Origin of the sequence: Loktanella sp. SALINAS62 (assembly GCF_018263905.1) — a bacterium.
Lineage (GTDB): Bacteria > Pseudomonadota > Alphaproteobacteria > Rhodobacterales > Rhodobacteraceae > Loktanella.
Map to the genome: position 1 here is coordinate 172,459 of NZ_JAAFZU010000023.1, position 22,360 is coordinate 194,818.

At 61.9% G+C, this 22,360-nt stretch carries 21 protein-coding genes; 8 read left to right on the forward strand and 13 right to left on the reverse strand.

Features of this window, described 5'->3' with window-relative positions; genetic code table 11:
• Positions 1–20: 20 nt before the first annotated feature.
• The 6 genes from arfB to GZH79_RS08410 form a co-directional block, all read right to left on the reverse strand.
• On the reverse strand, positions 21–449 hold the full coding sequence (arfB, locus tag GZH79_RS08385; RefSeq protein ID WP_211643495.1) for an alternative ribosome rescue aminoacyl-tRNA hydrolase ArfB: 429 nt from the start codon (positions 447–449) through the stop codon (positions 21–23).
• A gap of 373 nt (positions 450–822) precedes the next feature.
• Complete coding sequence (locus tag GZH79_RS08390; protein WP_211643330.1) at positions 823–1,449, reverse strand: queuosine precursor transporter; 627 nt, start codon at positions 1,447–1,449, stop codon at positions 823–825.
• A gap of 85 nt (positions 1,450–1,534) precedes the next feature.
• Positions 1,535–2,413, reverse strand: a complete 879-nt coding sequence (locus GZH79_RS08395) for an esterase-like activity of phytase family protein (protein ID WP_211643331.1) — start codon at positions 2,411–2,413, stop codon at positions 1,535–1,537.
• A 1-nt stretch (position 2,414) separates the two neighbouring features.
• A complete protein-coding gene (mepA, locus tag GZH79_RS08400; protein ID WP_211643332.1) occupies positions 2,415–3,323 on the reverse strand; it encodes a penicillin-insensitive murein endopeptidase in 909 nt (302 codons plus the stop codon).
• Entirely contained in the window at positions 3,323–4,687 is a 1,365-nt protein-coding gene (locus GZH79_RS08405; RefSeq protein ID WP_211643333.1) for an MFS transporter, read from the reverse strand. The genes mepA and GZH79_RS08405 overlap by 1 nt, the downstream gene beginning before the upstream one ends.
• A gap of 59 nt (positions 4,688–4,746) precedes the next feature.
• Positions 4,747–5,289 (reverse strand): acyl-CoA thioesterase, encoded by a 543-nt coding sequence (locus GZH79_RS08410; RefSeq protein ID WP_211643334.1) that lies wholly within the window; start codon positions 5,287–5,289, stop codon positions 4,747–4,749.
• Positions 5,290–5,409: 120 nt separating this feature from the next.
• Between GZH79_RS08410 and GZH79_RS08415 the strand changes: the two genes are divergently transcribed.
• Positions 5,410–5,697 (forward strand): YggT family protein, encoded by a 288-nt coding sequence (locus GZH79_RS08415; protein WP_211643335.1) that lies wholly within the window; start codon positions 5,410–5,412, stop codon positions 5,695–5,697.
• Positions 5,698–5,719: 22 nt separating this feature from the next.
• On the opposite strand, the gene GZH79_RS08420 is transcribed toward GZH79_RS08415, so the two are convergent.
• Entirely contained in the window at positions 5,720–6,895 is a 1,176-nt protein-coding gene (locus tag GZH79_RS08420; RefSeq protein WP_211643336.1) for an acetyl-CoA C-acyltransferase family protein, read from the reverse strand.
• 144 nt (positions 6,896–7,039) lie between these two features.
• Between GZH79_RS08420 and GZH79_RS08425 the strand changes: the two genes are divergently transcribed.
• From GZH79_RS08425 to selD, 5 genes are read left to right on the forward strand one after another with little or no spacing between them, the layout of a single operon-like run.
• The gene (locus tag GZH79_RS08425; protein ID WP_211643337.1) at positions 7,040–7,696 is read left to right on the forward strand and encodes an ABC transporter ATP-binding protein; all 657 of its coding nucleotides are present in this window, start codon (positions 7,040–7,042) and stop codon (positions 7,694–7,696) included.
• Positions 7,693–10,080 (forward strand): ABC transporter permease, encoded by a 2,388-nt coding sequence (locus tag GZH79_RS08430; protein WP_211643338.1) that lies wholly within the window; start codon positions 7,693–7,695, stop codon positions 10,078–10,080. The genes GZH79_RS08425 and GZH79_RS08430 overlap by 4 nt, the downstream gene beginning before the upstream one ends.
• Positions 10,070–11,101 (forward strand): lipocalin-like domain-containing protein, encoded by a 1,032-nt coding sequence (locus GZH79_RS08435; RefSeq protein WP_211643339.1) that lies wholly within the window; start codon positions 10,070–10,072, stop codon positions 11,099–11,101. The genes GZH79_RS08430 and GZH79_RS08435 overlap by 11 nt, the downstream gene beginning before the upstream one ends.
• Positions 11,094–11,648, forward strand: a complete 555-nt coding sequence (locus GZH79_RS08440) for a pyridoxamine 5'-phosphate oxidase family protein (protein WP_211643340.1) — start codon at positions 11,094–11,096, stop codon at positions 11,646–11,648. Before GZH79_RS08435 ends, GZH79_RS08440 begins: the two co-directional genes overlap by 8 nt.
• 20 nt (positions 11,649–11,668) lie before the next feature.
• Positions 11,669–13,831, forward strand: a complete 2,163-nt coding sequence (selD, locus tag GZH79_RS08445; protein ID WP_211643341.1) for a selenide, water dikinase SelD — start codon at positions 11,669–11,671, stop codon at positions 13,829–13,831.
• Here the strand turns inward: selD and mnmH are convergent.
• The 5 genes from mnmH to GZH79_RS08470 all read right to left on the reverse strand — a co-directional run bounded on the left by mnmH (position 13,828) and on the right by GZH79_RS08470 (position 20,278).
• Positions 13,828–14,880: a tRNA 2-selenouridine(34) synthase MnmH gene (gene mnmH, locus GZH79_RS08450; protein WP_211643342.1), complete on the reverse strand. Its 1,053-nt coding sequence runs from the start codon at positions 14,878–14,880 to the stop codon at positions 13,828–13,830. The genes selD and mnmH overlap by 4 nt on opposite strands.
• Complete coding sequence (locus GZH79_RS08455; RefSeq protein WP_211643343.1) at positions 14,877–15,665, reverse strand: metallophosphoesterase; 789 nt, start codon at positions 15,663–15,665, stop codon at positions 14,877–14,879. Before GZH79_RS08455 ends, mnmH begins: the two co-directional genes overlap by 4 nt.
• Before the next feature lie 136 nt (positions 15,666–15,801).
• On the reverse strand, positions 15,802–17,397 hold the full coding sequence (gene serA, locus GZH79_RS08460; protein WP_211643344.1) for a phosphoglycerate dehydrogenase: 1,596 nt from the start codon (positions 17,395–17,397) through the stop codon (positions 15,802–15,804).
• 90 nt (positions 17,398–17,487) lie between these two features.
• The gene (locus GZH79_RS08465; RefSeq protein ID WP_211643345.1) at positions 17,488–18,627 is read right to left on the reverse strand and encodes a phosphoserine transaminase; all 1,140 of its coding nucleotides are present in this window, start codon (positions 18,625–18,627) and stop codon (positions 17,488–17,490) included.
• 109 nt (positions 18,628–18,736) lie between these two features.
• Positions 18,737–20,278 carry an alpha-amylase family glycosyl hydrolase gene (locus tag GZH79_RS08470; protein ID WP_211643346.1) on the reverse strand — a complete coding sequence of 514 codons (1,542 nt, stop codon included), beginning with the start codon at positions 20,276–20,278 and terminating at the stop codon, positions 18,737–18,739.
• 63 nt (positions 20,279–20,341) lie between these two features.
• Between GZH79_RS08470 and serB the strand changes: the two genes are divergently transcribed.
• Together serB and GZH79_RS08480 are read left to right on the forward strand one after the other, a co-directional pair.
• Positions 20,342–21,211, forward strand: a complete 870-nt coding sequence (gene serB, locus GZH79_RS08475) for a phosphoserine phosphatase SerB (RefSeq protein WP_211643347.1) — start codon at positions 20,342–20,344, stop codon at positions 21,209–21,211.
• On the forward strand, positions 21,212–21,973 hold the full coding sequence (locus tag GZH79_RS08480; protein WP_211643348.1) for a TSUP family transporter: 762 nt from the start codon (positions 21,212–21,214) through the stop codon (positions 21,971–21,973).
• Here the strand turns inward: GZH79_RS08480 and GZH79_RS08485 are convergent.
• Positions 21,970–22,350, reverse strand: a complete 381-nt coding sequence (locus tag GZH79_RS08485; protein WP_211643349.1) for a rhodanese-like domain-containing protein — start codon at positions 22,348–22,350, stop codon at positions 21,970–21,972. The two genes, GZH79_RS08480 and GZH79_RS08485, sit on opposite strands and share 4 nt — an antisense overlap.
• Positions 22,351–22,360 lie beyond the last annotated feature (10 nt).

Here is a 22,360-nt window from a genome sequence, read left to right on the forward strand (position 1 = left end):
ATGGCCGGGCGATCGTTCCCCTAGTCGGGGTCGACAGATCCGCGCAGGGCCTTCACCTCTCCACGGACCTTTTTGGCCTTCAGCCGGCGTTTGACCGATCCATAGGTCGGTTTGGTGGCGACGCGGCGTTTGGGGCGGCGGGTCGCCTCGATCACCAGTTCGGCCAGTCGTTCGCGGGCCAGATCGCGATTGCGGGCCTGCGACCGCGTGTCCTGCACGAAAATGACCACCGCGCCGTCCGTTGTCCAGCGACGCCCGGCCAGACGGCGCAGACGGCTTTTGACGGGATCGGGCAGGGACGGGGACCTGGCGGCTTCGAACCGCAGTTCGACAGCGGTGCTGACCTTGTTCACGTTTTGCCCGCCGGGGCCAGAGGCGCGGGTGAATTGTTCGGTCAGTTCCCACCCCTGCAGGGTGATGCTGTCGGTGATGTACAGATCGTCGGCCATGGGATTGATGTAGCAGGCCCGCGCGCATTTGACACCTGCACCCAGCTTCATACCACGTATCGTCGTAATTGGCGTTGCCAAACGCTGGCCCAACAGATGACCGCCAAGCATTCAAAGCAAAAAAGGGCCGCCCCGGCGATGGGACAGCCCTTTCCTGAATATCGGAGGTGGTCGGTTAGGAACCCATAGGGTCACCCACCTGTGAAATTGCTAATCCAAGGGCTGCCCTAGATCAGAATCCCCCAAGCTGTCCCGACACACGTCTCCAGAACTTCATGATGCACTGGATCACCTCCTTTCAAATGTTTCGCCTGTTGTCAGGTTTGCCGCAGATATCGCGTCTGTCAAACCCTAATCACACTAAATCCTGCATTTATGACGTGGCTGTGACTCGACGGACAATCAGGCGGAATGGGACCAGAGCGATCAGCGCCACGGCGATCTTGACGCCCCAATCCGCGACGGCCAGCGATACCCACAGCGGCACCAGTGGTCCGGCATTCAGGAACGGCACGGCATCCTGGGCCCAGATGATCTGATCCGCAGCGGCGGCCGACAGTGAGTTGAACACAGCGGCAAAGGCGATCGAGAAAAAGATCACGGTGTCCACGATGGACGACACCAGCGTCGATCCCAGCGGGGCAACCCACCACACACCCATGCGCAGCTTGTTGAACACCGTGATATCCAGCAGTTGCGCCACGCCGAACGCGGTGGCCGATGCGATGGCGACCCGGATCGGCACGGCAGGACCGAATTCAAGCTGGATCTGACTGCCGATCAGCGAACAGATGATGCCGACGATCAATCCGACGAACACAACGCGGCGGGCGGCGGTGACACCGTAGATGCGGTTCATCAGGTCGGTGACCAGGAACGCCAGCGGATAGGTGAATGCCCCCCAGGTCAGAAGACCATCAAGGATCAGAAATTGCACAAGGATGTTGGACGCCACGACAATGGCGGCCATGGCGATTACGCCGGGAAGGATTCGGGTCATGTTGGTTTCCGTTTTGACAAGGGTGCGGCACTTGGCCCCCGAACCTTTCGGGGACGACGCCGATTAGCCACAAGCCCGAACCGCGTCAATCGCTGACGCGGTATTCCACGATTTCTGTTGTCTGGAACCAGCGAAAATTGTCGTCAGACACCAGCGACAGGCGGATATCACCTGCAGCATCGCGCCAGACGCTGATACCTTCGAGGTTGTCATGCGTCCCGGTGCTGGTTTCCAACAGCAATTCCAGCCCGGTGCCATCCATCTGCATGCGCCGGACCCGCGATCGGAACCCGAACCCGGTGAAATCACGTTCCAGCAGATAGAACAGCCCGTCCGGTCCGATGTCCGCGCCAACCGGCAAAAACGTATCGGTCCGCGGGATGCTGAACACTGTGGACCATTCACCATCCAGATAACGATAGACCGGAAAGGGACGCGTCACAGCGCCACTGCGTTCCGGCAAGGTATAAAGCGCACCGTCTGACCCGACGATGGCCAGCGCCTCAAGAGAGGCATTGCCCTGCATGTCTGCAAACGACTCTGCGCGGGGGATGCGGACTGCAGGGCCGTTCGGGTCGGGATAGGCCGCCAGTCTGGCCAGCCCCTCGAATGAGACATAAAGCCTGCCGTCGCCGGACAAAGCGAGACCTTCGGCATCGGCAGTACTGCCCGATACAGGATCACCCTTTGACGTGCGCAGCGTGTGCGGTGAATCCAGCGCAATCGACGCGATCAGACCGTCGTCACGCATGACGTCGCCGGTCCAAAGAACGCCGCGGTCACCCAGAGCCCAGATCTGCGACCCGTCCGCGTTCAATTCCAGCCCGGACAATCCGCCAAACGCCGGGTCCGTGTCTTGCCAGACAAATCGGCCCAGATATTCGGCAGACGTGTCGGCCTGCACCCCGACGTAGGTCTGGCAGCCCCCAAGCAGGGACAAGAGAATAACGACAGGTCTGAACACGTCAGTTGGCAGCGACTGCAGCGCATTGGCCAGGCAGGTTGGCCATGGTCAGATCACCCCTTGGCACACGACGCGGCGCATCTGGCGGTGGCGGCATTAATGGTGGCGGGTTGATGATGTTGTTCACCCACTCCTGCGCATCGGCGCAGCCATCACCGGGCGGCGGCGGGGTCTGATCTTCGCACGTCACATCGCCACGCGGGCAGTTCAGCCGCACATGGAAATGATAGTTGTGGCCGGCCCAAGGCCGGACCTTGTTCAGCCAGCTTCGGTCGCCAGTGGCGTTGTTGCACATCGCCACCTTTGCCCCCGGAAAGATAAAGATACGTGCCACGCGCGGGTCGGATGCTGCAGCTTTGATGATCGCTTCGTGCTGCGGCGTCCAACTGCTGTTGATGTAAGCGCCGGAATTGCGATCCATCCGGTCGGACGAGATATTCTCGCGCTCTGTCCGGCTCAGTGTCAGCGATTGTGCGGGTTTCAACCAGATGTCCGCGTCCAGACCGATCTGGTGGCTGGCATGGCCGGATGTCATCGGGCCACCACGCGGCTGGCTGATGTCACCGACATACAACCCGTTCCACCCCGGCTGCGTCGCCGCGAAACGCGACAGATCCTGCACGAAATCCACCAGCTGCGGCTGCCCCCAGTTGCGATTGCGCGACAGTCGCATCGCCTGCCACGTCGGGCCTGTTTCCTGCAACGCTTGCGCCCCCGCCTGACAGCCCCGCGCATAGGACCCCAGCGATTCGGGTGCCTGCCGGGATGCGCCTGCCATCGGGCCGAACACCTGTTTGGCGATCCGTGTGTCGTTGGTGTTCTGGGTGGACACCACAGAAACAGTAGGCTTTTCGGGCTGGCAAGCCGCAAGGGCGGCAAGCAACGTCATGGCGGCGATGGTGCGGATCATTATGCTCGGTCTCCGTCTTTGTTGACCCACCTTAGCAGAAGCAGCCCCAACAGAAACAGGAAGATCACCGGCAGAAACCCAAGTTGTACGTTTCCTGTCATATATGTGAAAAGTGCGATGCTGGCGGGGGCCAGAAACGCCGTCGCCTTGCCGGTCAGGGCGAACAGGCCGAACGCCTCTGCCGGGCGGTCGGGGTCTGTGTGGCGGACCATCAGCGACCGGGATGCGGCATAGGTCGCACCACCCGCCCCGCCGATAATCACGCCAGCCGCGAAAAAGATCGCGTCGGGCATCGCCGATCCGGTGGCCAGCGGAACGCCGAAAAGCGACGCGCGCGACATGCCGACGATCACGATGCTGACGCCGATCAGCAACCAGACACACACAATGATCACAGGTTTGGGCCCATAGCGCGCATCGGCCAATCCGCCGATCCAGGTAAAAATCGCGGCGGCAAAGGCCGCGACGATCCCGAAAATTCCGATGTTGATGGTTGTCCAGTCCAGCACAATCGCCGCATAGACACCGCCGAACGCATAAAGCGCGTTCAGTGCGTCGCGGTAGAACATCGACCCAAGCAGAAAGTTCAGCAGGCTTTTACGTCGGACGACACCGCGCAGCGTGTCTTTCAGCTCTGCCCAGACGGCGCTGATTTTCGTGGACTGCCCGCCCAGCGACGGGTCATCGCGCACATACATAAAGAACGGCACCATGAAGATCGCGAACCAGATGGCAATGAACGGACCAACCGACCGCGTCCCTTCCATCTGGGCGGGATCAAGGCCCAGCGCCGGGGCAAGGCCGATCAGGGTGACGCCGGTGTCGGGGTCTTCGACAAACAGCAGCAGCATGATGAACAACGATGCCACCCCGCCCCAATAGCCGAATGCCGCGCCAGACCCTGAAATGCGCCCGATTTCATGCCGGTTGCCCAGACTGGGCAGGATTGCGTTGACGAAATTCAGCGCCGATTCCGCACAAAAGAACGCAAGGTAGAAAAATATCAGCGCCATGTAGATCCAGGCACCGTCTGGAGTCAGGTTCCACAGCATTGCCGTCAACACGACGAAGAGGACGGAAAAGCCTGCAATCCACGGCATCTTGCGCCCGGAATTATCGGCAAAAGCCCCCAGAAACGGTGCGGTGACGGCAATTAACAGTCCGGCCACCGCCTGCCCCATCGACCACAGCCCCTGCGCCTCTGCCCCGGCGGCGGCGCGGTCCAGCCCACCGGTCATGAAATAGGCTGTGGCGACGCTGGCAAAGTAGGGTCCGAACACGAATGTCAGTCCCAGTGTATACATCGGCTGTGACGCCCAATCGAACGCCATCCAGCCCCAGATACGCCTGCGTGATACTGCCATGCCCTGCCCCTTGTCCCGTTGCGGCAACCTAAGCCCGCCGGGACATGCGCTGGCAAGTATTATAGCGCGTCGGGCAGTTCCGGCGGCCAGGGGCGCGTTGCATCGGCATCAATCCAGCCCTGCGTCCACGCAGGCAACATCGGTGGGGCATCATCAAAACCCGCTGCCTCGAACACCCGCGCGGGATCGACGATCCCGTTGCGGTCGGTCACGGCGGATCGATACAGCGCCTGCGCCGCACAGACATCGCCCACCCAGATCGACTGATCCAGATAAAAGAACCGCCCGTCCCAGCCGACACAACGGCTGATGACCCGGAATTTTTCGAACGGACGGATGCGGCGACGATAGCGCACACTGGCCCCCGCCATCGTCAGACCCCACCTGTTGCGCCGTAGCGCCCGCAGCAGACCGACCCGCTGGGCCAGAATGGTGCGCCCCAGATCAAGGATCGTCAGAATGCGCCCGTTGTTCATTTCGACGAAGACATCCAGATCCTGCGGCCAGCACCGATGATGACTGACATGCGCGCCCAGAACCGGCAGGTCCTGCGCGCCCCGGTGCACGATGAATTCCTTGGCAAGACGAACAAATGGATACATGCGGGCGCAGGTGTCACTGCCTGACGCGCAGGTCAAGCTGTGCCGCTGCGGCAACAAGGTCTTGATGCGCCAGCGACTTGCGCTTACCTCCGGGGCTGACATAGCCCGAAAGTGACGTTGATGACATCATTGTTCCAGATCCTGCTGCTGCTGCTTGGCGTGGCGCGCTTTTTCATCTTCGCCCATTTCATCATGAGCTGGCTGATCAGTTTCGACGTGCTGAATGTCCGTCAGCCAATCGTTGGCCAGATCTGGTACACATTGCAGCGCATCCTGGACCCGATCTATCGTCCGATCCGCAACATCCTGCCCAGCATGGGGGGGATCGATCTGTCGCCCATCGTCGCCCTGATCGGGATCGAAATCATCCGCATTCTGCTGATCAACAACGCCGCCCTGTTCTACTAGGGCGGCGCGGCTCCGCATCCGTTCAGATGCGTTCGATGGCCAACGCGATCCCCTGACCGCCACCGATGCACATCGTAATTAGGGCACGCTTGCCCTGAATGCGGTCCAGTTCATACATCGCCTTGACCGTGATGATGGCACCCGTGGCACCGACCGGATGGCCCAATGCAATCGCACCACCGTTCGGGTTCACGCGGTCTGGGTCAAATCCCAGTTCCTTGCTGACGGCAAGCGCCTGTGCGGCGAACGCTTCGTTGCTTTCGATCACGTCGAAATCGCCGGGCCGCAACCCGGTGCGGTCCAGCAGCTTGCGAACTGCAGGCACCGGACCGATGCCCATCACCTCTGGCCGGACACCGGCGTGGGCATAGCCCAGCACGCGGAACCGGGGTGTCAGGCCTGCCGCCTGTGCCGCATCGGCGCGCGCCAGCACCACGGCCGCCGCCCCGTCGTTCAGCCCCGACGCATTGCCTGCCGTGACAGTGCCATCTTTGGCAAAGGCCGGGCGCAGTTTGGCCAGACCGTCCGCCGTTGTCGGTTTGGGATGTTCGTCGGTCACGAAATCCACCGTGTCCCGTCTGACCCTGATCGGCACGGGCACGATCTGATCAGCGAAATAACCAGCCTTGATCGCGGCGGCCGCCCGTCGCTGGCTTTCAAGCGCAAAGGCATCCTGTGCCGCGCGGCTGATATCATGTTCGCCGCTGACATTTTCCGCCGTGACGCCCATATGCCCGGACCCGAACGGGCAGTTCAGTGTTCCCAGCATCATGTCACGCGACACGACATCGCCCATCTTTGTGCCCCAGCGCTGGCCGGATACGATGAACGGGCTGCGCGACATATTCTCTGCCCCACCGGCAAGTCCGAAATCCGCATCGCCCATCGCCAGCGACTGCATGACAGACACGATCGCCTGCACGCCGGACCCGCACAGGCGGTTGACGTTCATTGCCGGTGTGGTGTCGGGCACACCGGCATCCATCGCCGCCACACGCGACAGATACATGTCACGCGGTTCGGTGTTGATGACGTGGCCGAATGCGACATGGCCAATCTGCGCACCATCCACGCCTGCGCGGTCCAGCGCGGCACGCGACACGATGGCCCCCAGTTCGGTGGGGGGTGTCCCTGCCAATGCGCCGCCGAATGTGCCGATGGCCGTGCGTGCGCCGCCCAGAATGACGATATCGGTCATGTGACCCTCCTGATCATGTGTCACCAGCAGGATGACAAGCCGCCACGCCAGACGCCAGAAAAACGTGAACTGACCCTGCGGCAAACCGCCCGGGTGGTGGAAAACCCTACTCACGGCTTAAGTTCACACCAAAAGGATATGTACATGCTGTTGACCATCAGCGACCTGCGAAAATCTTATGTGACCGCCGATGCGCGGATCACTGTGCTGGATGGTGTCGATCTGAAAATGGGCGCAGGCGAAACGCTTGCGCTGACCGGGGAAAGCGGGTCCGGCAAAAGCACGCTGCTGCATCTTGTCGGCGGTCTGGATCAGGCGGATTCAGGGCACATCATGCTGGACGGCACGGATCTGACACAGCTGGACGACCGCGCCCGTGCCGGGCTGCGGCGCGGCACCGTGGGTGTTGTGTTCCAGCAGTTCAATCTGATCCCATCGTTGCGGGTCGTGGACAACATCAACTTTCAGGCGCGGTTGGCGGGGCGGCACGATGCCGCGTGGTGCGCCGATCTGGCCGACCGGATGGGACTGACGCCGCAGTTGAACAAATATCCCGAACAACTGTCGGGGGGCCAACAGCAGCGCGTCGCCATCGCCCGCACGCTGGCCCCCCGCCCCCGACTGGTGCTGGCGGATGAACCGACCGGCAATCTGGACGAAGATACCGCAGCGACGGTCCTGTCGCTGATGCTGGATCTGGTGCGTGACACGGGCGCGGGCCTGCTGATGGTCACGCATTCGCAGATCCTTGCGGCGCAGATGCAGCGGCGGGTCCATCTGCGCAAGGGCCGGATCGCGTGATCCGCGCCACGCTTCAGGCGCTGACTTCGCATTGGTGGCGCAATCCGCTGCAGTTGTTCACGCTGCTGGCGGGGCTCGCGCTGGCGACGGCGCTTTGGTCCGGCGTGCAGGCCATCAATGCAGAGGCATCGGCCAGCTACGACGCGGCCGCCGCAACCTTGGGCGAAGGCCAGTTCGACCAGTTGACCGCCCGCGACGGCGGCACGATCCCGCAATCGACATACGTCGCGCTGCGCCGCGCCGGCTGGCTGGTGTCCCCCGTGATTGAGGGTCGGCTGAACGGTGTCCGTATCGTCGGGCTGGACCCACTGACGGCGCCCGGTGGGCTGGGACCTGTCACCGTGTCCGATGGGGTCGAAATTGACACGTTCCTGTCCGGGTCCGGTCAGGTCTTTGGCCGGGCAGAGGTCCTGAACCGTCTGCCCGACATCGACGCCGAACGGATCACAGCCCCCGATGTGGCCCCCGGCACGGTCCTGACCGACATCGGACTGGCGCAGACGTTACTGGAAACCGACGGCCTGACGCGGATGATTGTCGCCACGGAACAACCGCTGGGTCGCCCTGCGTTGCAGGATATCGCCCCGAACCTTGTGCGGCAGGTGGCGCAGGACGGCAGCGACATTGGCCGTCTGACAGACAGTTTCCATCTGAACCTGACGGCCTTCGGCCTGCTGAGCTTTGCGGTCGGCATTTTCATCGTGAACGGCGCGATCGGGCTGGCGTTTGAACAGCGGCGCCCCGTCGTGCGGACACTGCGCGCGCTGGGGGTGCCGCTGCGGACGCTGATGGCACTGATGGCCGCCGAACTGGCGCTGATGGCGCTGGTCGCAGGCACCATCGGTGTGGCGCTCGGGTATGTGATCGCGTCGGTCCTGTTGCCAGATGTCGCCGCGACCTTGCAGGGGCTTTACGGGCAGACCGTCGCAGGCACGCTGCAACTGCGCCCGGTCTGGTGGCTGTCGGGTCTTGGGATCGCGCTGGGCGGCACGGCGCTTGCCGCGACGGCGGCGTTCTGGCGGCTGGCGCAAATGCCGCTACTGGCGGGCGGATCGCGGCGGGCGCTGTCGATGGCGGCGGGGCGTGGTGCGCGGGTACAGGGTGGGCTGGCCGCCGTTTTGCTGGTGCTGGCTGCCGTGCTGGCGTTCACGGCAGACGGGCTGATCACGGGTTTCGCCTTGCTTGGCGCCTTGTTGATCGGCGCTGCTTTGGCGCTGCCGCTGATCCTTGACCGGGTGCTGGCACTGGCGCAGTCGCTGTCATCAGGCGTGCGAACCCAGTGGTTCTGGGCCGATACCCGCCAGCAATTGCCGGGCCTGTCGCTTGCGTTGGCTGCACTGTTGCTGGCCATGGCCGCAAACGTCGGCGTGTCCACGATGGTCAGCAGTTTTCGCCTGACGTTTGTCGGATTTCTGGACCAGCGGCTGGCGTCAGAGCTTTACGTCACGGCAGAGGATGCTGCGCAGGCGCAAGCGCTGACCACCTATGCCGCGCCGCGCACCGACGCCATCCTGCCCATCCAATCCGCCATGGCCACAGTCCGCGATCTGCCGACCGAAGTGTTCGGCGCGCGGATCGGTCCGACCTATACCGACAACTGGACGTTTCTGTCGGCAGGGCCGGACCCGTGGCAACAGGTCAGCGACGGCACGGGCATCCTGATCAACGAACAATTGGCGCGCCGCACCGGGCTGGCGATGAATGATATGGTGCCGGTGGGTGACAGCAGCTTTGCCGTTGCCGGCATCTACGGCGACTATGGCAACCCCATCGGTCAGGCGATCCTGTCCGAAACCGTGTTTGCCGCGCTTTACCCCGATGTCATCGCCTTGCGGTTCGGGCTACGCCTGCCGCCGGATGAGGTGTCCGATTTTCGCGCGGCCCTTACCCGCAATGTCGGCATTCCTGATGGTGCGATGATCAATCAGGCGGGGATCAAACAATTTTCGCTGGATGTGTTCAACCGGACGTTTACCGTGACAACCGCGCTGAATGTGCTGACGCTGGCCGTTGCCGGGTTCGCCATATTGATGAGCCTTCTGACACTTGCAGCGCTGCGCGTGCCGCAACTGGCCCCGGCTTGGGCGATGGGCATGACGCGCCGCAGTCTGGGTGCAATCGAATTGATCCGCGCCGTGATGCTGGCGGTCTTTACCGCTGCCGTCGCGCTGCCGCTGGGGCTGGCGTTGGCTTGGGCGCTGTTGGCGGTCGTCAACGTCGCGGCATTTGGCTGGAAACTGCCGATGTTCCTGTTCCCGGCAGATTATCTGCGTTTGGGGGTTTTCGCGCTGGGGGCTGCCGGGTTGGCAGCACTCTGGCCCGCATGGCGGTTGGCCCGCACACCCCCTGCGGCCTTGCTACAGGTATTTTCCAATGAACGTTAAAATCCTGATCCTGTGTCTGTTGCCGATGACAGCCATGGCACAGGGCTTTGCCGGGCTGGGCCGCGATGCACAGGGCTTTGCGGTTCCGCAGCCCGATCCACAGTTCAGCTTTCCCGCCGATCATGGCGCGCATCCCGATTACAGGATCGAATGGTGGTATCTGACCGCCAACATGACCGGACCGGACGGCACGCCCTATGGTTTGCAATGGACGCTGTTCCGCAGCGCAATGGCCCCTGAAACACGCGATGGCTGGGACGATCCGCAACTTTGGATGGGTCACGCCGCCGTCACCACGCCGGACGCGCATTTCGTGACAGAACGGCTGGCGCGGGGCGGGATCGGACAGGCGGGCGTGATCGCGGACCCGTTCACCGCATGGATCGACGACTGGCAGATGACAGGGATCGACGACGCGCGCCTGACCGCATCCGGTCCAAACTTTGCCTATGACGTGGACCTGACCGCCACCGGTCCGTTGGTCCGGCAGGGCGATAACGGCTATTCCGTCAAATCTGCCGCCGGTCAGGCGTCGTATTATTATTCCCAGCCGTTCTATGAATTGACGGGCACCCTGACCCTGCCGACGGGTGATGTGCCCATTACCGGAACGGCTTGGCTGGATCGGGAATGGTCCAGCCAGCCGCTGGCGGACACGCAGACCGGATGGGACTGGTTTTCGCTGTCGTTCGACACCGGCGACAAGCTGATGGGATTTCAGTTGCGCCAGACAGACGGTGAAGATTTCACCTATGCCACGTGGATTACAGCCGACGGCACGCCGACGCCGTTTCAGGACGGGGCATTGCGCGCCATCCCGCTGGATAACACCGAAGTTGCGGGGCGCAGCGTGCCGACCACATGGCGTGTCACGCTACCCGACCGGGGGGTCGACGTGACAGTGACAGCGATCAATCCACTGGCATGGATGGACACCTCTGTCCCGTACTGGGAAGGTCCGGTGACCGTAAGCGGCAGCCACACAGGCCAAGGATATCTGGAGATGACGGGATATGAGTGAATGGTTTGAAACGCTGAACGGGTTGCATGACCGCATGTGGCAACGGCTGTCGCGCGGTGTGGCCGACCACAAATCGCCCAGCAGACAACCGACGCTCGCCACCGTCCGCGACGGCTGGCCAGAGGCGCGCACCATCGTTCTGCGTGCCGCTGACCGCGATACTGCAACGCTAGAAGTCTATACCGACCTGCAATCAGACAAGATCGCGAGCTTGCGCGATGCGCCGCGCGGCGCGCTTCACGTCTGGGAAGATAAAAAACGGCTACAGATCCGGTTGCAATGCGCGGTGACGATCCTGACCAGCGACACAGTGCGCGACCGTTGGGACAGGATGCCGGACACTGGACGGCTGAGCTATGGGGTGACCCCGCAGCCGGGTGCGCCGCTGACGGATGCGCTGGCCTATGACAAAGCGCCCGATTTCGAACGTTTTGCGGTGCTGCGTTGTGCGATTCAGACCATCGATCTGGTGCATCTGGGCGACGATCACAGACGCGCTGCGTTTACCCGCGCGGATGGATGGCAAGGCCAATGGCTTTCGCCCTGAACCGACGGTAGACTAAAATCATGCAAAACATGCTTCCCCAGACCCGCGACCTTGTGCTGATCGGTGGTGGACATACGCATGCGATCGTCTTGCGCAAATGGGGGATGAACCCGCTGCCCGGCGTGCGTCTGACGCTGATATCCCCCGGCCCAACCGCTGCCTATTCGGGGATGCTGCCGGGGTTCGTTGCGGGCCATTACACGCGGGATGAACTGGACATTGATCTGGTCAAGCTGGCACGCTTTGCCGGTGCCCGCCTGATCGACGGGGCCGTCACCGGAATTGACTTGGCAAACTGGGAAATAGAGGTGCCGGGACGCCCACCCGTCGCCTATGACGTGGTCAGCGTCGATGTGGGCATCACGTCTGACATGCCGACGCTGCCCGGCTTTGCCGATCATGGCATCCCTGCGAAACCGCTGGCCCCGTTTGCAAGCCGATGGGATGCGTTTCGCCTGCAGGCCAGTGATCCGCATATCGTGGTTCTGGGCGGCGGCGTCGCAGGGGCAGAACTGTCGATGGCGATGGCGCACGCGCTGCGGTCGCGCAATCTGCAACCGACCGTCCACTTGATCGACCGCAGCGCTGCAATGACCGGGCTGAACGACACCGCACGGGTTAAGCTGCGCGCGGCACTGGACAGCAACGGCATTCAGGTGATGGAAAACACGACCGTATCCGCCATTGAGCCAGGCGCCGTGGTGCTGGACAACGGCCAGCGCATCCGGTCCGATTTCACCACGGGTGCTGCGGGCGCAAAACCGCATGACTGGGTTTCTGGCATCGCCGTGGATCTGCATGACGGATACATCGCCGTCGGTCCAACGCTGCAATCCAGCGATCCGGCAATATTCGCGGTCGGGGATTGCGCGCATCTGACCCACGACCCGCGTCCCAAGGCCGGCGTCTATGCCGTCAGAGAAGCACCAATCCTGTTTGATAACCTGTGCGCTGTGCTGTCTGGCGACAAGCTGCGCCATTACACCCCGCAGGGTGATTACCTGAAACTGATATCTCTGGGCGGTAAAAGCGCACTTGCAGAACGGTTCGGTACGGCCTTTGCCGGCGGGCCATTGTGGCGGTGGAAAGATCACATCGACCGCAAGTTCATGCGCCGTTTCAGCGATCTGCCCCAGATGACGCTGCCCAATCTGCCAAAAAGACACGCGCTGGGTCTGCCGGACGCGCTGGGCGACAAACCGATGTGCGGCGGCTGCGGGGCCAAGGTCGGGCGCGCGGCTTTGCAGGCCGCGCTGTCAGACCTGCCCGCGCCGCAGCGTGATGATGTGGTCCGGCTGGCGGGCGACGATGCCGGGTTGCTGACCATGGGGCAGGTCCGGCAGGTCGTCAGCACCGACCATTTGCGCGCCTTCTGGGATGACCCCGTGTTGATGACACGCATCGCATTGACCCATGCACTGGGCGACATTTGGGCAATGGGTGCCGCGCCGCAGGCGGCAACGGTAAACCTGATCCTGCCGCGTCTGTCCGCCGACCTGCAATCGCGCACGGTCCGCGAGATTGTGACGACCGCCCGGCACATCCTGTCCGATGCCGGGGCAGAGGTGATCGGCGGCCATACCTCTTTGGGTGCGGAACTGACCATCGGTTTCACCGTCACAGGTCTGTGCGATGCAGCACCCATTACCTTGGGCGGTGCGCAGGTGGGCGATGCGCTGATCCTGACAAAGCCGATTGGCAGCGGCACGATCATGGCCGCGGAAATGGCGGGCAAAGGTCGCGGTGCAGATGTTGCCGCCGCACTGGCGGCGATGTGTCAGGGGCAGGCACAGGCCAGCACAATCCTGCGCGATGCCCACGCGATGACCGATGTGACGGGGTTCGGTCTAGCCGGGCATCTGCGCGGCATCTGTGACGCAAGCGGTGTCGGCGCGAATATCGTGCTGGCCGATGTGCCGCTTTTGAACAGCGCGCTGGCGCTTGCAGCCGCAGGCACACGGTCCAGTCTGTTCACAGACAACGAAACCGGTGCCGGTGCATACGAAGCGGCCCCCGGTCCGCGCCGTGACCTGATGTTCGATCCACAGACCGCAGGCGGCCTGTTGGCCGCCGTCAGTCCGGGTCAGGTCGATGCTATTGTGCAAGCACTGCGCGCCGCAGGCTATGCCGACGCCGCACGGATCGGTACGATCACCGCAGGCGACAGGTTGCGCCTGCGCTAAAGCCTGCGGATCAATGCCGCCAGCGCATCGGCAGTCGTTTCCTGCCCCGACCCGTCCAGCGTGTCAGCGTGGACCTGCCCCAGCCAATCGCGGGTATCGGATTTACGCGACCGATCATAAGAAGGATCGTAATGTTGATCCATTAGCGCGGTCGCAAGGGTGACGAATTCGCCCGTATCCAACAACGCTTCCCATGCATCAACAACAGCGTGACCGCGAATGGTCCGCAAGGGTTGCAGCCGGTCGCGCAGCGCCACCGGATCTGCGATGATATCCGCATAGGCATCCGTCAGGAATGCAGCCCGTGCAGGCAGCGACGCTGTCACTTCGATTCTTGGGGATTCGGTCATCCGCTGCCAAAGCTGCTTGGGCAGCATAAGCCGCCCGATCTTGCTGCTTTCGGCTTCGACGATCGTGGGGCGGTCGGGGTCCAGCCGCGACAACTGCGCCGCCAACGCGCTTTCAAACCCTTTTTGCGCGGGCTGGCCGCCCGGTATCCCCCCCAGTAAAGATCCGCGATGCGCCGCCAGACCTTCCAGATCGAGGGTTTGGATGCCGCGCGACGACAACCGGTGCAACAGCGCCGTCTTGGCCGTGCCGGTATAGCCGTCCAGCAGGATCAGGCGGTGCGGCAACAGTGCTTCGTAAAGATATCGAAACACCAGTCTGCGATAGGCTTGATACCCACCGTTCACCACCTCTGCCCGCCAACCGATCTGTTGCAGGATTGTGGCCACCGACCCCGACCGCTGCCCCCCGCGCCAGCAATAGACCAGAGGGCGCCATGATCCGTCATGCGCATTCAGCGGGCCATCGACGTAATCCGCCACGTTCCGCGCCACCATTGCCGCCCCCAGCTTGCGCGCGGTAAAAGGATCATGCTGTTTGTAAATCGTCCCGACCTCTGCCCGCTGCGTGTTGGACAGCGCGGGCAGGTTGATCGCACCCGGCACGTGGTCTTCTGCAAATTCGGCTGGCGACCGCACGTCGATCACCGTGTCGAAATCATGTGACAGGATGGCCGTCAGATCGCCGAAGCTGCGTGTCATTCACGGACCAATGGCACGCGTCCGAATTCGGTCAGGGTGAACCAACTGCCGTCATCACAGACCGCCGGGATCAGCGGCCGCCCCTTGCCCGCGCCTGCATCCAGATCGATACGGTTCCCAAAATGCGTCGGCTGGTCGACCATTGTGTGCCCGTGGACCACCATAACGCCGTGGTCATCGTCATTATCCAGCCAGCCATCGCGAATCCAGATCAGATCGTTTTCGACCTGCTGATCCAGCGGCACGCCGGGACGGATGCCCGCATGCACGAACAACAGATCGTCCGCACGGTGCATCAGCGGATTGCCCGACAGAAAATCCAGATGCGCCTGCGGCACCGCAGACTGCGCCGCCGCGACCAATTCGGCCAAGGTCAGATCGCCCTGTTCGGTCGGCTGATAGCGCAGGATTTCCAGCCCATTTTCATCCAGATCGAATACGGCCGGACCCGTCGGCACGATCCCATAGGATTGCAGCGTCTGCGGCCCGCCCAATCGGGCGTTCATCCATGACAGACCCGACTTGATCGCAGGATCATGGCAAGTGCCATCAGCCACGAACAACGCGAACATCCGGTCATGATTGCCTTTGATGAATGTCCAGTTACGCCCCGCATCGCGTCCGGCGATCAGCGTGTCGATCACCCCTGCACTATCAGGACCGCGATCTGTGTAATCACCCAGAAAGACGACCGCCGCATCATCGCCACCGTCCCGCGCGATCAGATCAAGCGCGTGGTCCAACATCTGTTTCTGGCCGTGGATATCACCGATTGCATAGATCATGGGTCACACTCCGTCAGTTGCGGGCAATATGTAGCAGGCTGCGTGGCGATTGACAGGTCAGACGCAAGGTCCGCATAAAAAGGCCCACCCGGCGTGATGTCCGGGCGGGCCAAATCTGGGTTCAGGACGCAAGCTGTCAGGCGACGTCGAAGGCCAGCGTTTTGATCTGCTGAAACTTTTCAGTCGCGCCAAGCGCTTGCACGACATCTTCCGGAACTTTGTCGTCCACATAAAGCAGGGCAATCGCCTCGCCCTTGGCTGCGGAACGTCCAAGGGTAAAGTTTGCAATGTTGACGCCATGGTTGCCCAGCGTCTGCCCCAACACACCGATGATGCCGGGGACATCAAGGTTGGTGGTGTACAGCATGTGCCTTCCGATTTCGGCATCGACGTTGATGCCCTTGATCTGGATGAAACGCGGTTTGCCATCGCTGAACACGGTGCCGGCAACGGACCGTTCCATCTTGGCAGTTTTGACCGTGACTTTGATATAGCCTTCGAAAACGCCGGACTGGTCCTGTTTGGTCGTGCTGACCTTCATGCCATTTTCCTTGGCGATGACAGGGGCGCTGACCATGTTCACGTCGGGGTTCCGCCGCTGCATGATGCCCGCGACGGTCGACGCTGTCAGCGCCTTGAGGTTCATATCCGATGCTTCGCCGTCGAACAGAATGTTGATCGACAGGATCGGTTCATCGGTCATCTGCCCGACAAAATTACCAAGATGTTTGGACAGTTGAATCCACGGGCCCATGATCTTTGATTCGTCTGCCGTGATCGACGGCATGTTGATCGCGTTGGTCACGGCACCAGACAGCAGATAATCGGACATCTGTTCCGCGACCTGCAGGGCGACGTTTTCCTGTGCTTCGGTCGTGGCGGCACCCAGATGCGGTGTCACAACGACATTGGGCAGATTGAACAGCGGGCTGTCGGTGGCTGGTTCTTCGGCAAAAACATCAAACGCGGCACCTGCGACATGGCCGCTTTTGATCGCTTCGGCCAGCGCGGCTTCGTCCACCAGACCGCCACGGGCGCAATTCACGATCCGCACACCGGGTTTGAGTTTGGCAATCGCATCCGCCGACAGGATGTTGCGCGTCTGGTCGGTCAGCGGCACGTGGAAAGTGATGAAATCAGCCCGACCCAGCAGATCGTCCAGTTCCAGCTTTTCAACACCGATTTCCAGCGCGCGGTCTTCGGACAGGAACGGGTCGTAGGCGACGACCTTCATTTTCAGACCCTTGGCGCGGTCGATCACGATGGACCCGATATTGCCTGCCCCGATGACGCCCAGCGTCTTGCCGGTCAGCTCGACCCCCATGAAACGGGATTTTTCCCATTTGCCTGCGTGGGTACTGGCGTTTGCTTCGGGGATCTGGCGTGCGACGGCCATCATCAGGCTGATCGCGTGTTCGGCGGTGGTGATGGAATTACCAAAGGGCGTGTTCATCACGATGATGCCCTTTTTGGACGCGGCAGGAATGTCGACGTTGTCGACGCCGATCCCGGCGCGACCGATCACTTTGAGGTTCGTCGCGGCCTCGATCAGCTTTTCGGTGGCTTTCGTGGCGGACCGGATGGCCAGACCGTCGAATTCATGGATCATTTCCAGCAGTTTTTCCTTGTCCTTGCCCAGTTTGGGTTCGAACGTCACGTCGATCCCACGGTCGCGGAAAATCTGGACGGCAGCTTCGGACAACGCGTCCGAGATCAGAACTTTGGGGGCCATGATGGGCGCTCCTTGAATGAATGGTGCGGGACGCATCCCGCATAAATTGGGGAATGACGGTCGGGCGAAATCATGTCCGCCCGGCCAGCCTTAGGCTGCTAATTCGGCTTGGAATGCCCAGTCGATCCAAGGCAACAGCGCCTGCACATCGGCCGTTTCCACGGTTGCACCGCACCAGATCCGCAGACCGGCTGGGGCGTCACGGTAGGCACCGATATCCAACGCCACGCCTTCGGCTTCAAGCCGTTTGGCGACGGCCTTGGCAAACGCGGGTCCGTCCGTGATCCGGTCGTCCGTGAATTTCACGCAAACGGATGTATTGGACCGCGTCGCAGGATCGCTGGCTAGGTTCGCAATCCAATCGTTGGCATCGCAAAAGTCCCAGATGGCCTGTGCGTTGGCATCGCAACGGGCGTGCAGGGCGTCCAGACCCCCGATCGACTGTGCCCATTTCAGCGCCAGCAAATAATCTTCGACGCACAGCATGGACGGGGTGTTGATCGTTTCACCCTTAAAAATACCTTCGATCAGCTTGCCGCCTTTGGTCATGCGGAAAATCTTGGGCAGCGGCCATGCGGGCGTGTAGCTTTCCAGTCGTTCCACGGCGCGCGGCGACAGGATCAGCATGCCGTGTGCCGCTTCGCCGCCCATCACTTTTTGCCAGCTGAACGTCGTCACATCCAGCTTGTCCCACGGCAGATCCTGCGCAAACGCGGCAGAGGTCGCATCGCACAGCGTCAGCCCTGCACGGTCCGCAGGGATCATCTCGCCATGCGGCATCCGCACGCCAGATGTCGTGCCGTTCCAGGTGAAACAGACGTCATTGTCATAGTTCAGCGCTGCCATGTCGACGATATCGCCATATTCGGCGGTATGCACCTGCGCTTCGATTTTCAGCTGTTTGACCACATCCGTGACCCAGCCCGCACCGAAGGATTCCCATGCAACCATTTCGGCAGGGCGTTCCCCCAGCATGGTCCACATCGCCATTTCATAGGCACCGGTGTCGGATGCGGGCACGATCCCGATGCGATAATCGTCCGGCACGCCCAGAATGGTGCGCGTCAGGTCGATTGCTTCGGCAAGTTTCGCCTTGCCGACAGCAGCCCGGTGCGACCGTCCCAATGGGGCGTCGGACAGGTTCTGCAATTCAAAAACGGGGGGTTTGGCACAGGGGCCAGAAGAAAAACGCGGATTAGCCGGCCGCGTTGCCGGTTTGGTCGTAACCATTGCTGGTATCCTCACAGATAAGCGCCCTTCGTTGGGGAAGGGTGTCCCACCGCCGGACATAGATCGGACGCCGGGTAAAGGCAACGACGGTTTTACGACATTTTGCGACTTAGTGTGCGCGCAGGATTCGCGCCTCGTGCGGGGCCAGCGGACCAGTGCCGTCATGCGACGACAGCAGGGTATCGCCGCTTGGTGCAGGCTGTGTGTGATCCGAGAAATTCAGCGCAATCAGGATTGTCTGGTCCGCCCCGTCCCGCGCGAAGATCAGCACATCATCGGTCGCCGTGACAGTGCGATAGGCACCCCGCAGCAATGCGTCCGTCCCCTGTCGCAACGCGATCAGCTGCAGGACATAATCCACGACCGACCCCGGACCTTGCAGGCTGACAGGACCGTCGCGCGGCACCGCAACCGGCAACCACGGCGTGCCGGTGGTAAAGCCCGCGCCGTTGCTGGCATCCCACGGCATCGGCGTGCGGACCGGGTCGCGTCCCAGCCCCTTGCCCGGGACCTGAATTTCCCACGGGTCCTGCACCTTGTCCGCAGGAATATCAGCGTTTTCGATCCCCAGTTCGTCGCCTTGATAGATCGTCGGCGTGCCACGCAGACACAGCAGCAGCGTCATCGCCAACCGCGCCCGATCATGGCCCACACGCGACGCGATACGGATGCAATCGTGATTGCCAATCACCCATGTCGGCCATCCGTCACGGGGCAAGGCCGCCACATAGTTTTCGATGGTGCGGACAAGGACCGGAACGGTCCATTCCACATCCAGCAGCGCAAAATTGAACGGCAGTTGGAACCCGTCCATATCCGCGCCGTAGTAGCGGGTCACCTCTGCCAGCGTGCCGTCGGTTTCGCCCAACAGCAGGCGACCGGGAAACTCCTCTGTCACGCGGCGCATCATCCGCACGATATCAAAATTGAACGGCTGGTTTTTGGAATGAGCTTTCAACAGCCGTTGGGACGGGTTCATCCCGTCATGCCAATCGGGATTTTCTGGGTGGTCGCCCCTTGCCACGTCTGGCGCGGCATGGGTGATCGCATCGACGCGAAAGCCATCGACGCCACGCTGATACCAAAACCGCATGGTATCCAGCATTTCGGCCTGCACCTGCGGATTGCGCCAGTTCAGGCTGGGCTGGGACGCCAGAAAGATATGCAGGTAATATTGACCCGTCGTTTCATCCCACGCCCATGTCGTCGGGCCGAATTCGCTGATCCAGTTGGTGGGGGGGCTGCCGTCGGGCTGGGCGTCGCGCCAGATGTACCAATCGCGTTTGGGGTGGTCGCGCGACGACCGGCTATCGACAAACCATGGATGCTGGTCGCTTGTATGGCTGGGCACAAAATCCAGCAGCACCTTGAGCCCGCGGGTATGGGCCGCAGCGATCAGCGCATCGAAATCCCGGTGCGTGCCGAACATCGGATCGATGCCACGATAGTCACTGATATCGTAGCCGAAATCCTTCATCGGGGATGGAAAGATCGGGGAAATCCAGACGATATCCGCGCCCAGCGCCTTGATATAATCCAGCCGCTGGATGATGCCTTGCAGGTCACCGATCCCGTCGCCGTCGCTGTCCTGAAAACTGCGGGGGTATACCTGATAAATGATCCCGCGTTGCCACCATGTCAGATCCGTCATGCCGCTCTCCTGCTTTCCCTTCGGACTTAACCGCATTACTCCGTTCGTCAAAGGAGACCGCCCATGTTCGTCACGACCCTGATCGCGCAGCCCGGCGCATTGGACGCCACGCTGGTCGAAAACCTGCGCAACGCCTGGGGTGGCGGCGATGCTGTCTGGCTGTCGCGCGGCACCGCTGCGGAATTCACCATGCCCGCCGCGCCCGAAAACCAATGGACTGTCTGGGACGACATGCAGGCGTTGGGCGTCGATCTGGTGGTGCAACCCGCCGACAACCGCCGCAAACGTCTGCTGCTGGCCGACATGGACAGCACAATGATCCGTCAGGAATGTATCGACGAACTGGCGGCAGAGGCAGGTGTCGGGGAACGCGTGGCCGATATCACCGCCCGCGCCATGAACGGCGAGTTGAATTTCGAATCCGCGCTGATCGAACGGGTCGGCCTGCTGAAAGGTCTGCCGGACAGCATCATCCAGCACGTCGTCGACACCCGCATCACCTTGATGCCCGGCGGTCAGACGCTTGTGGCAACGATGCAGGCACATGGCGCGTATGCCGCACTGGTGTCTGGCGGGTTCACCGCATTTACCGCCCGGATCGCGGAAACGCTGGGATTCGACGAAAACCGCGCCAACACCCTGATAGTCGCGGATGGTGCGCTGACAGGTGACGTCGGTCACCCGATTCTGGGCCGCGAAGCCAAGATTCAGGCACTGTCAGAGATCACCACCCGGCTGGGCCTGACCGAAGCGGACGCCATCGCCGTGGGCGACGGGGCCAACGATCTGGGGATGCTGGGCCGGGCCGGCACCGGCGTTGCCCTGCATGCGAAACCCAGCGTTCAGAAAGAATGTGCCGTTAGGATCAACCATTCAGACCTGACCGCCCTGCTGTTCATTCAAGGTTATGCCGACAGCGAATTTGTCGGCTAGATGTTCGAAGTCGCATCCGATGTCCTGATCTGGCTTTTGCTGGCCGCCTTTATCGCCGGGATCGTCGATTCCATCGCGGGTGGCGGCGGTCTGATCACGCTGCCGGTGCTTGTACTGGCCGGTGCGCCGCCCGTGACGGCGATTGCCACGAACAAGGTGCAGGGTGTCTTTGGTGCGGGAATGGCGGCGATCACATATGCGCGGGGCGGGCATGTCGACCTGCGAAAACAACTGCGGCCCGCGCTACTGGCCTTTGCCGCGGCGATCGCGGGGGCGCTGCTGACATCGCGCCTGCCGACAGATGTGATCCGGCTGGGCCTGCCGATCCTGCTGATCGGGATTGCGCTGTTTTTCGCGCTGAAACCGGGTCTGAACGATGTGGACCGCGCCCAGCGCATCGCGCCGTGGATCTTTGCGTTGACCGTCGTGCCACTGGTGGCGTTCTACGACGGACTGATCGGACCGGGGGCAGGTGCGTTCTATATGTTGGGATTTGTCGGGTTGGCGGGATACGGCGTCTTGCGGGCCACGGCCCATACCAAGCTGCTGAATTTCGCATCCAACCTTGGCGGCATCGCAACCTATGCGCTGGTTGCACAGCCCTGGTGGGCGGTCGGGCTGGCAATGGGCGCGGCGCAGATCGCCGGGGCATGGGTCGGATCGAAACTGGCCATGCGGGTCGGGTCGCGCCTGATCAAACCCGTGCTGGTCACAGCCGCAACGGCGTTGGCCGTGCGGCTGCTTTGGGAAATATGGGCCTAGACCTCTTCGGTCGGGCCGCCTGCCTCTTTCCAGTCGGGGACGCCGCCGACGTTGGTGACGTCGGTGTAACCCATGTCCTTCAGCGTCTTGCCGGCAAGCGCTGCTTGACCGCCTGCACCACAGACAAGGTAATATTTGCCATCACGCTTCAGGAAATCCTTGTAATAGGGTGAATCCGGGTCGGCTGAAAATTCCATGAAACCGCGTGCGACGTGCTTTGCACCCTTGATCGTGCCGGTCTTTTTCATGTCAGCGCTGTCGCGCACATCGATCCAGACACCCCCATCGTCGGATGCATGGGCCTTGATCGCATCTTCTGTGGATATGCGGGTGATGACGCTGTTGGCTTCTTCCAGATAGTCTTTGGCGGTTTTCATGGCGGCGCTC